The following is a 10416-nucleotide window of genomic DNA, read 5'->3' on the forward strand; positions in this document are numbered from 1 at the left end:
GTCAAGAACTACGGTTTCATCTTCGCCTTCCAGGTGCTGCCGACGATCATCTTCTTCTCGGCGCTGATGGGGGTCATGTACCACCTCAACGTCATGCAGGCGATCGTGCGGGTGATGGCCTGGTCGATCACCAAGGTGATGCGCGTGTCCGGTGCGGAAACCACCAGCGTCTGCGCCAGCGTGTTCATCGGCCAGACCGAGGCGCCGCTGACGGTGCGTCCGTACATCGCCAAGATGACCCAGTCCGAACTGCTGACGATGATGATCGGCGGCATGGCCCATATCGCCGGCGGCGTGCTGGCCGCGTACGTGGGCATGCTGGGCGGTGGCGATCCGGTGCAGCAGGCGTTCTACGCCAAGCACCTGCTGGCGGCCAGCATCATGGCGGCCCCGGCCACCCTGGTCGTGGCCAAGCTGCTGATTCCGGAAACCGGCACCCCGCTGACCCGCGGCACGGTCAAGATGGAAGTGGAGAAGACCTCCAGCAACATCATCGACGCGGCCGCTGCCGGCGCCGGTGACGGCCTGAAGCTGGCACTGAACATCGGTGCGATGCTGCTGGCCTTCATCGCCCTGATCGCCCTGCTCAATGCGCCGCTGACCTGGATCGGTGAAGTGACCGGCCTGGCTGCTGCGATCGGCAAGCCGACCGACCTGTCGACCATCTTCGGCTACGTGCTGGCGCCGATCGCCTGGGTGATCGGCACCCCGTGGGCCGACGCCACCACTGTCGGTTCGCTGATCGGCCAGAAGGTCGTGATCAACGAGTTCGTCGCCTACACCGAACTGTCGAAGATCGTGAACGGCCAGGTGCCGGGCATGAGCCTATCGGAAGAAGGTCGCCTGATCGCCACCTACGCCCTGTGCGGCTTCGCCAATTTCAGTTCGATCGCGATCCAGATCGGCGGTATCGGCGGGTTGGCACCGGAACGACGCCACGATCTGGCCAAGTTCGGCCTGCGCGCGGTGCTGGGCGGTACCATCGCCACCTTCATGACGGCTACCATCGCCGGCGTGCTGACGCATTTCAGCTGAACCCTAGTTCGAGAAAAGATTCCCTATGAGCAGCAGTGTCGTTGTCGTCGGTTCCTTCAATGTCGATCACGTGTGGCGGTGCGAGTCGCTGCCGGCACCGGGTGCGACCATTGCCGGCCGCTACAGCACCGGTCCCGGTGGCAAGGGCTTCAACCAGGCCGTTGCCGCCTGCCGTGCCGGCGCTGACACCAGCTTCCTGTGTGCACTGGGCGACGATGCGGGTGGTGCCACCGCCCGTGACCTGGCCGCGCAGGATGGTTTCGCGCTGATCGCCGAAGCCAGCAGCGAGCCGACCGGCACCGCGGGCATCTATGTTGATGCCCGTGGCCGCAACACCATCGTCATCGGCCCGGGCGCCAACGCGGCGTTGAGCACCGACTTCGTACAGCAACAGCAGGCCCTGCTGACCGGCGCCAAAGTGGTGCTGGTGCAGCTGGAATCGCCGGTGCAGACCATCGAAGCGGCCCTGGCCGTGGCCCGTGAGGCCGGTGTCACCACCGTTCTCAACGCCGCCCCGGCTGATGCCCCGTCGAGCATCGGCCTGCTGAAGCTGGCCGATGTGATCACCCCGAACGAAACCGAGTTCGCCGCCCTGCTCGGCCGTCATGTCGGCGAGCGCGTGGATGCCAACGACGTCGCCGCGCTGGACGGCGCCAGCCTGCACGCGCTGTGCCGCAAGCTGGTCGGCAACGGCACGGTGGTGGTGACCCTGGGTTCGGTGGGCGTGTTCGTGTCGCATGCCGACGAGCACCTGCGTGGCGACGCCCAGCCGTACTACCGCGTGGGTGCCGAACAGGTGCAGGCAATCGACACTACCGGTGCCGGCGATGCCTTCAACGGTGCGCTGGTGGCCTCGATGGCGCAGGTGCCGGACGCTCCGTTCGCCCGCCACGTGCGCTTCGCCAACCAGTTCGCCGGTCGCTCGACCGAGAAGGAAGGCGCGGCCGCGGCAATGCCGCGCTTCACCCCGGCCGATGCCGAAGTGAAGTAACGCGACATCCCCGTGGGGATGATGATCGGGCCCGGGCATGCAGATGCCCGGGCCTTTTCACGTTCATGGGCAAGGCCCCATCCACGCATGGCGTGGATCTACCGGGTACTGGGTGCGATGGCCCCATCCACGCGTGGCGTGGATGCGCCTTGCCGGCCCGCCGAGCCGCCCACCATGACCRGCCCTTGGGGGCGCCGGAAGCAACCGTCAAGCATCTGCTGATGCCCGTCCGGCATGAGGTCGGTCCGGATGGGTCTGAAACGGCAGGCCGGCAAGCCAGCCGGGGCACCAACCGCGCCCTACAATGGGCGCATGCAGATCGGCCCGTACTCCATTGCCCCCAACGTCGTGCTCGCGCCCATGGCCGGCGTCACCGACAAGCCCTTCCGCCTGCTGTGCAAACGGCTGGGCGCAGGTCTGGCTGCCTCGGAAATGACCATCAGCGACCCGCGTTTCTGGAATACGCGCAAGTCGATTCACCGCATGGACCATGCCGGTGAGCCGGCGCCGATCAGCGTGCAGATCGCCGGCACAGAGCCGCAGCAGCTGGCCGACGCCGCCCGCTACAACGTCGACCATGGCGCGCAGATCATCGACATCAACATGGGCTGCCCCGCCAAGAAGGTGTGCAACGCCTGGGCGGGCTCGGCGCTGATGCGCGACGAGCTGCTGGTCGCGCGCATCCTGGAAGCAGTGGTGAACGCGGTGGACGTGCCGGTGACGCTGAAGATCCGCACCGGCTGGGACTGCGATCATCGCAATGGCCCAGTCATCGCCCGCGTTGCCGAAGATAGTGGCATCGCCGCACTGGCCGTGCACGGCCGTACCCGCGACCAGCACTACACCGGCCAGGCCGAGTACGCCACGATCGGCGAGATCAAGGCTGCGTTGCGCATCCCGGTGATCGCCAACGGCGACATCGATTCGCCGCAGAAGGCCGCCTTCGTACTGCAGCAGACCGGCGTGGATGCGGTGATGATCGGCCGCTCCGCACAGGGCCGGCCGTGGATCTTCCGCGAGGTGGCGCATTACCTGGCCACCGGCGAAGAACTGCCGCCGCCGTCACTGGCCGAAGTCCGCGACATCCTGCTCGGCCATCTGCACGCGCTGCACGATTTCTATGGCGAACCGCAGGGCGTGCGCATCGCGCGCAAGCACCTTGGCTGGTACGCCAAGGACCGGCCGGAGAATGCCGCGTTCCGCGCGGTGGTCAACCGCGCCGAAGATCCGGCCAGCCAGATCGCGCTGACCACCGACTATTTCGACCGCCTGATCGCCGGGGAACCGGCGATGTCTTCCGCTGCCTGAGCCCGCCCCCATGACCCCGCCGATTTCTTCCCCGACCTACCTGCACGGGTTCTCCGGCACCGAGCAGCAGCGCCTGATGACCCAGGCGCGCCTGCTGGAATCGAGCATCTTCGGCCAGATCGATTACAGCGGCGCAAAGCGCCTGCTGGAAGTCGGCAGCGGCGTGGGTGCACAGACCGAGATCCTGCTGCGTCGCTTCCCCGAGCTGCACGTGACCGGCGTGGACCTGAGCGAGACCCAGCTGGAAGCCGCACGCGAGAACCTGGCGCGCACCCCGTGGTGCAGCGACCGTTACACCCTGCAGCAGGCCGATGCCGGCGAACTGCCCTTCGATGCGCGCACCTTCGATGCGGCCTTCCTGTGCTGGGTGCTGGAACACGTGCCGTCGCCGGCGCGCGTGCTGAGTGAAGTACGTCGCGTGTTGGCCCCGGGTTCGCCGGTGTACATCACCGAAGTGATGAATGCCTCGTTCCTGCTTGATCCGTATTCGCCGCACATCTGGCGCTACTGGATGGCCTTCAACGATTTCCAGTATGACCATGGCGGTGATCCGTTCGTCGGCGCCAAGCTGGGCAACCTGCTGCTGGCCGGTGGCTTCCGCGACGTGCACACCGAGATCAAGACCATCCACCTGGACAATCGCGAACCGGCACGCCGCAAGACGATGATCGCGTTCTGGGAACAGCTGCTGCTGTCGGCGGCCGACCAGCTGCTGCAGGCAGGCACGGTGGACGAAGAGACCGTGGAGGGCATGCGCCGCGAGTTCCGGCTGGTACAGAACGATCCGAACGCGGTGTTCTTCTATTCGTTCGTGCAGGGCCGCGCAACGGTGTATTGAGCGGCCTGCGGTATACGCCATCCATGTGATCGGCGTGCACGGATGCAGTAGAGCCACGCCATGCGTGGCTGCCGCCGCCGATGCACACCCCATCCACGCATGGCGTGGATCTACTGCTCGGGTTCGTGCCAGATGCGCTGCCACATCGCCGACAACCGGCGGCCGGCATCGGCACGCGCGGCCGGGCTGCTGTAGTCCACCCGCAGCTGCTCGGGCACGATCGCGCGCCACTGGCCGTCAACCTGCTCGGCCACCGCGAAGTTGAAGGTGTAGTCCGGCTCCAGGCCCATGCGCAGGTCGCTCAGCACCAGCTTGCCCTGCACCACCTGCGCGCGCATGAAGCCACGGTTGAACCACTGCAGACGCTGTACTGCCGGAATTTCCGCGGCTTCGCGCAATGCCTGCACGTTGGACGGATGCCCTTCGAAACGCATCGGCGCCTCGTCGGCTACCAGCGAGCGGTCACCCACCACGTAGCCATTGGGGGTCATCGCCACGACCCGCCACAGCAGGGTATTGAACGGCATCGGCACCGAGAACCGCGGAGCGTCGCCCAGGCCCATCGCGGCCAGGCTCTGCTGGGCGGCACGGTCGACCTGTGCCTTGGCGATCACCCCCCAGCCCAGGTACGCACTGCTGAGCAGCAGCGCAACGCCGAGCACCTTGCCCGCCCACGGTCGCGCGCGACCGAACCAGGCCAGCACGCAGCCCAGCAGCAGCCACACCGTGTAGCCGGGATCGATGATGAAGACACTCGAGCCCATCGCGGGATGTGGCTGCAACGGCCACCACAGCTGCGTGCCGTAGACGGTGAACGCATCCAGCACCGGATGGGTGACCAGCGCCAGCTGGATCGCCCAGAACCAGCGCAGCGGTGATTGCGCCACCCGGCCGTTGCCGAAGCGCTTGAACAGCCACCAGATCAGCGCGGCCACCCACGGCAGCACCAGCAGCGAATGACTGAAGCTGCGATGGTCGGTCATGTTCGCCACCGGGTCGGCGGCGGCAAAGCCCAGCCACAGGGCATCCAGGTCCGGCAGGGTACCGAGCGCAGCACCGGCCAGCAGGGCGGCACGGCGGTGTCCGGGCGGGGCGATGGCGGCAGCGACGGCGCCGCCGAGAACGATCTGGGTCAATGAGTCCATCGGCCGATGCTAGCGGGTTGCGTCGACGCCGTCTCGGTAGCGTCGAACCGCGCCACCATTGCTCGACAGGCGCCAGTACGTCGAGCGCATCGCAAGGCGCCAGGATGCGTCCACCCGCTACGCCGCCTGCGACAACCGCGCTCCCGGCAGCTCCACCAACGTCCGCCCGTTGTGGTCCAGCAGCCGCAAGGCGCCGTCGTGGTCCTCGGCCAATGCCGTCAGGCTCTCCACCCAGTCGCCGTCATTGGCGTAGACCAGACCATCGCGTTCGATCAGCGCGGCGCGGTGGATGTGCCCACAGATGATGCCGTCGAGGCCTCGCCGGCGAACATCGTCCAGGCCGGCCTGCACGAAGCGCTCGATGTAGCGTTCAGCGGCGCCACTCTGCCGTTTCAGGAATTCGGACAGTGACCAGTAGCGCATCCCGAGTCGACGCCGCACCGCGTTCAACAGGTGGTTGCCGGTGAGGATGCGGTAGTACAGCCAGTCACCAAAGTGCTCCTGCAGGCCACCGAAGTGGGTGACACCGTCATAGTCGTCGCCATGCGCCACCAGCAGCCGGCGGCCATCGGCCGTGGTGTGGATCGCGCGGCGGCGAACCTGCATCGCCGGCAGCATCAGGCCGCACACCTGGCGCAGCGAAGCGTCGTGGTTGCCGGGGATGTAGATGATCTCGGTACCGGCGCGGCGCAGCGCGTGCAGGGCCAGGATGACCTCGCTGTGCGATTGCCGCCAGTTGGCGCGTCGGTGCGCCATCCACCACAAATCGATGATGTCGCCGACCAGATACAGGCGCTCGCAGCGCAGGGTGCCGAGGAAACGCGCCAGCTCGGTGGCGTGGCAATRCCGCGACCCGAGATGCACATCCGAGACGAACACGGCGCGGCGATGCGGTGCCAGGTTCGCCAGCGTGCTCATGCCGGCATCCCCGCATCGCGCAGATAGCGTTTGCGCTTGTGTGGCCGGATCGCGTGCAGGTCGACTTCGATCAGACCGTCGATCGAGTCGCTGAAATCCGGGTCGACGCCGAACGCCAGGAACCGCGCACCGCCGGGTTCGCACAGGTCTGTGTACTGCCGGTACAAGGTGGGCACACCCGTACCGAGCGCGGCGAGATTGGCCTTGAGCACGTCGAAGGCCGCCGCCGCATCCATCTCACCAAAGCAAGGTGGCGCGGCGAAGTACTGGAACGGCCGGTTTGATTGCACCCGCCCATCGGCCGCGCCGTAATACCGCTGGTAGTAGGCCACCAGCTGCTCGCGCGCATCGCGTGGCAGTGCTGCGCTGATCGACACCGCACCAAACAGGTAGCGGATGCCAGGCTGGCATTGCAGGTAGGCGCCGATGCCCTGCCACAGGTAATCCAGGCTGCGGCTGCCCCAGTAATCGGGCACCACGAAGCTGCGGCCCAATTCCAGGCCTTCGGCAATGCGTGGAATGGCGTCGTCGGAATAGCGGAACAGCGAAGCGCTGTAGAGCCCGGCCAGGCCCCGGCGCGCCAACGCCTGCGCGCCACGCATGATCCGGTAGGCACCGGCGATGCGCTGAGCGGTGCCATCCCAGATCACGATGTGCTGGTAGTGCAGGTCGAAGTCGTCCAGGTCGCGACTGCGACCCGTGCCCTCGCCCACCTGGCGGAAGGTCAGTTCGCGCAGCCGCCCCAGCTCGTGCAGCAGCGGCGAATCAGCGGCGCAGCTGGCCAGCAGGATCTGTTTGCCATCGGCGGTCTGCCCCAGCACGGTGGCAGCGGCAATCCCAGCGGCGACCTGTGCAGGCGGCACCGGCGCGGCCAGCGGCTCGGGCCCTGCCGGGCAGCCTTCGGCAATCGCTGTGCCGCGCCCCAGCGCATATACCGCGCGGCGCACCGCCAGCAGCTGCGCGCCGGGATCCCCCTGCCCCAGCTGCATCGGTTCGCCGATGCGCAGCCGCAGCGGCCGGCCGCGGCGGGCGAACATCTCGCGCGCCAGCAGTGCCGTACCGGCCGGCTTGAACAGAGTCGAGGCGCCGTAGAACAGCGCCGAATTGCGCGCTTCCACCCGCACCGGTAGTACCGGAGCGGCGGCGGCACGGGCAAAGCGGACAAACCCCCGCTGCCAGCGACCATCGCGGATGCCAAGCAGCGACAACCGCGAGACCTCGCCGGCCGGGAACACGATCACGCACTGTTCGGCCGCCAGCGCCTGCTCCACCGCCTGCAGGCTGGTGCGCTGGACCTTGCCACCGAGGATGCGTACCGGCAGCAGCAGGTCCTGCAGCGGACCGATCGCGCCCAGCAGATCGTTGGCCACGATCCGCACGTCACGGCGGATGCGGCCGACCGCATCCAGCAGTGCCAGCGCATCCAGCGCGCCGGAGGGGTGGTTGGCCACGATCAGCAGGCGGCCGGTGGCCGGGATCCGCGCCAGCGCGGCGGGGTCCACGTGGTAGCGGCCCTCGATGAACTCCAGCCCGGCGGCGACGAAGTCGAAACCGCGCACGTTGGCGTTGCGGCGCAGGAACGCCTCGATCCGGTCCAGCCGTGACCAGCGCCCGACGCTGCGCAGCAGGGGCCGGGCCAGTTGGCCGCGACGGCCATGGAACCAGTCGGGATAGCGTTGTTGCAGACGCTGTTCGAGTTCCTGCATGGCGTGTCCCCTCCTGCCCGGCGGCCGGGTTGGCCGAGAGCCTGCGCCCGGCAGGCGGCAGCCAGATGGCGGTTTGGCGGCAGAATGATGACGGCGCAGGCGCTGGCGCATCCGGTCCCGGCGGGCGCGGCAATGGTCACGCCAGTGGAACACTGCCTGTGCACGATGCCCCCGCAATGCCCGCCAGGCCTTGCCCTGCCGGGCACAACACCTTAACCACCGGCAACCCATACGGGTTCACAATGCACAGGCGGCGCACCCCGTGTATCATTCGCGCCCATCTTTCCATCCGAATCAAAGGATATTAAGCCTGATGTCCAGCTACCTCTTCACCTCCGAGTCGGTCTCTGAAGGCCATCCGGACAAGGTTGCCGACCAGATCTCCGATGCGGTGCTGGACGCGATCCTGACCCAGGACCAGCGCGCCCGTGTGGCCTGCGAGACCATGGTCAAGACCGGCGTTGCCATCGTTGCCGGCGAGATCACCACCAGCGCCTGGATCGACCTGGAAGCGCTGACCCGCAAGGTCATCGTGGACATCGGCTATGACAGCTCCGAAGTCGGCTTCGACGGCGCCACCTGCGGCGTGCTGAACCTGATCGGCAAGCAGTCCCCGCACATCGCCCAGGGCGTTGACCGCAAGAAGCCGGAAGAAATGGGCGCTGGCGACCAGGGCCTGATGTTCGGCTATGCCACCAACGAAACCGACAGCTACATGCCGGCGGCGATCCACCTGTCGCACCGTCTGGTCGAGCAGCAGGCCAAGATCCGCAAGAAGCGCAACTCGCCGCTGTCGTGGCTGCGTCCGGACGCCAAGAGCCAGGTCACCCTGCGCTATGAAAACGGCGTGGTCTCGGCCATCGACGCGGTGGTCCTGTCGACCCAGCACGCCCCGGGCATCAAGCAGAAGGACCTCATCGAGGCCGTCCGCGAAGAAATCATCAAGCCGGTGCTGCCGGCCAAGTGGCTGCACAAGGGCACCAAGTTCCACATCAACCCGACCGGCAAGTTCGAGATCGGCGGCCCGGTGGGCGACTGCGGCCTGACCGGCCGCAAGATCATCGTCGACACCTACGGCGGCTGGGCCCGTCACGGTGGYGGCGCRTTCTCYGGCAAGGATCCGTCCAAGGTCGACCGYTCGGCMGCCTAYGCTGCCCGCTACGTCGCCAAGAACGTCGTGGCCGCCGGCCTGGCCGACCGTTGCGAAGTGCAGGTCTCCTACGCCATCGGCGTGGCTGAGCCGACCTCGATCTCGGTCACCACCTTCGGCACCGGCAAGATCAGCGACGACAAGATCGAGAAGCTGATCCGCAAGCACTTCGACCTGCGCCCGTACGGCATCATCAAGATGCTGGACCTGATCCACCCGATGTACCAGCAGACCGCGGCCTATGGCCACTTCGGCCGCAAGCCGAAGGAGTTCAGCTACCTCAACGGCGAAGGCGAGACCGTCAACGCCACGGCCTTCTCCTGGGAGAAGACCGATCGCGCCGCCGCCCTGCGCGCCGATGCGAAGCTGAAATAAGAAACACGAAGGGCCGCGCAAGCGGCCCTTCTGCTTTCGGTAGTGCCGGCCGCTGGCCGGCAACCATGCATCGGTTTGCGCACATCATGAGGGTGCCGGCCGCTGGCCGGCAGATGGTAGTGCCGGCGCTTGCCGATACAATCGCCCCATGTCGACCGAACTCAAATCCCACCAGCTGTCCATGACCGTGCTGATGTCGCCGGAAATGGCCAATTTCTCCGGCAAGGTCCACGGTGGCGCGATCCTGCGCCTGCTCGACCAGGTCGCCTATGCCTGCGCCAGCCGCTATGCCGGCCGCTACGTGGTCACCCTGTCGGTGGACCAGGTGGTGTTCCGCCAGCCGATCGCGGTCGGCGAACTGGTCACCTTCCTGGCCTCGGTGAACTACACCGGCACCTCGTCGATGGAAATCGGCGTCAAGGTGGTGGCCGAGGACATCCTCAAGCGCAGCGTGCGCCACGCCAACAGCTGTTTCTTCACCATGGTGGCCGTGGACGAGGAAGGCCGGCCGACGCCGGTTCCATCGCTGCAGCCGGCCAGTTCGGACGAAAAGCGCCGCCAGGCCGCCGCGCTGATCCGCCGCCAGCTGCGCCAGGAAATGGAACAACGGCATCTGGAACTGCTGGCGTCCAATCCGCCGTCGCCGGAAGAGTGATCGCGGGCCGACCGGGCTCGGCACCTGGCAGACCGGTAGTGCCGGCCGCTGGCCGGCAACCTCCTCGTCGCTACTCGTCCATCTCAGGTAGATAGGGCGAAAGGAACGGCTCGATGTTCAACAACGGATCGGCCTCCGCCAGTGCAGCCTCTGCATCCACGGACGACACCACGTACATGTAGTAGTCGTATCCGAAGTGCACTTCGGCGCTATCGCTCACCAACTTGCACCAGATGACGTTGCGCAGAACGTCACGCACCACCCGCTCGATCCCGTACAAATCCAGCGACTGGCC

General features: G+C 66.9%; 10 protein-coding genes. 6 read left to right on the top strand and 4 right to left on the bottom strand.

The features are described from left to right. The 4 genes from AB4Y84_RS04995 to AB4Y84_RS05010 form a co-directional block, all read left to right on the top strand. Positions 1 to 1035 (top strand): NupC/NupG family nucleoside CNT transporter (locus tag AB4Y84_RS04995; RefSeq protein WP_442249840.1); only part of this gene is annotated, 1035 nt, incomplete at its 5' end. A gap of 25 nt (positions 1036 to 1060) precedes the next feature. Continuing rightward, a complete protein-coding gene (locus tag AB4Y84_RS05000) occupies positions 1061 to 2026 on the top strand; it encodes a ribokinase (protein ID WP_312108318.1) in 966 nt (321 codons plus the stop codon). A gap of 312 nt (positions 2027 to 2338) precedes the next feature. Next, on the top strand, positions 2339 to 3334 hold the full coding sequence (gene dusB, locus AB4Y84_RS05005) for a tRNA dihydrouridine synthase DusB (RefSeq protein ID WP_312108319.1): 996 nt from the start codon (positions 2339 to 2341) through the stop codon (positions 3332 to 3334). Positions 3335 to 3344: 10 nt separating this feature from the next. Further along, positions 3345 to 4172, top strand: a complete 828-nt coding sequence (locus AB4Y84_RS05010; RefSeq protein ID WP_442244645.1) for a class I SAM-dependent methyltransferase — start codon at positions 3345 to 3347, stop codon at positions 4170 to 4172. A gap of 110 nt (positions 4173 to 4282) precedes the next feature. Here the strand turns inward: AB4Y84_RS05010 and AB4Y84_RS05015 are convergent, their stop codons facing one another. The 3 genes from AB4Y84_RS05015 to AB4Y84_RS05025 all read right to left on the bottom strand — a co-directional run bounded on the left by AB4Y84_RS05015 (position 4283) and on the right by AB4Y84_RS05025 (position 7941). Continuing rightward, complete coding sequence (locus AB4Y84_RS05015; protein ID WP_442244646.1) at positions 4283 to 5317, bottom strand: metal-dependent hydrolase; 1035 nt, start codon at positions 5315 to 5317, stop codon at positions 4283 to 4285. 117 nt (positions 5318 to 5434) lie between these two features. Continuing rightward, the gene (locus AB4Y84_RS05020; RefSeq protein ID WP_442249841.1) at positions 5435 to 6235 is read right to left on the bottom strand and encodes a UDP-2,3-diacylglucosamine diphosphatase; all 801 of its coding nucleotides are present in this window, start codon (positions 6233 to 6235) and stop codon (positions 5435 to 5437) included. Then, positions 6232 to 7941, bottom strand: a complete 1710-nt coding sequence (locus tag AB4Y84_RS05025) for a lysophospholipid acyltransferase family protein (protein WP_442244648.1) — start codon at positions 7939 to 7941, stop codon at positions 6232 to 6234. The genes AB4Y84_RS05020 and AB4Y84_RS05025 overlap by 4 nt, the downstream gene beginning before the upstream one ends. Before the next feature lie 313 nt (positions 7942 to 8254). Here AB4Y84_RS05025 and metK point away from each other — a divergent pair, with 313 nt between their 5' ends. Both metK and AB4Y84_RS05035 read left to right on the top strand, forming a co-directional pair. Further along, positions 8255 to 9466 carry a methionine adenosyltransferase gene (gene metK / locus AB4Y84_RS05030; protein WP_312111984.1) on the top strand — a complete coding sequence of 404 codons (1212 nt, stop codon included), beginning with the start codon at positions 8255 to 8257 and terminating at the stop codon, positions 9464 to 9466. A 148-nt stretch (positions 9467 to 9614) separates the two neighbouring features. Further along, positions 9615 to 10121 carry an acyl-CoA thioesterase gene (locus AB4Y84_RS05035; RefSeq protein WP_089238821.1) on the top strand — a complete coding sequence of 169 codons (507 nt, stop codon included), beginning with the start codon at positions 9615 to 9617 and terminating at the stop codon, positions 10119 to 10121. Between the two features lie 70 nt (positions 10122 to 10191). Here AB4Y84_RS05035 and AB4Y84_RS05040 read toward each other — a convergent pair. Continuing rightward, on the bottom strand, positions 10192 to 10416 hold a 225-nt coding region (locus AB4Y84_RS05040), incomplete at its 5' end, for a hypothetical protein (RefSeq protein WP_442249842.1).

The sequence above is a fragment of the Stenotrophomonas sp. 2YAF22 genome, assembly GCF_052114665.1.
Classification (GTDB): Bacteria; Pseudomonadota; Gammaproteobacteria; order Xanthomonadales; family Xanthomonadaceae; genus Stenotrophomonas; species Stenotrophomonas indicatrix.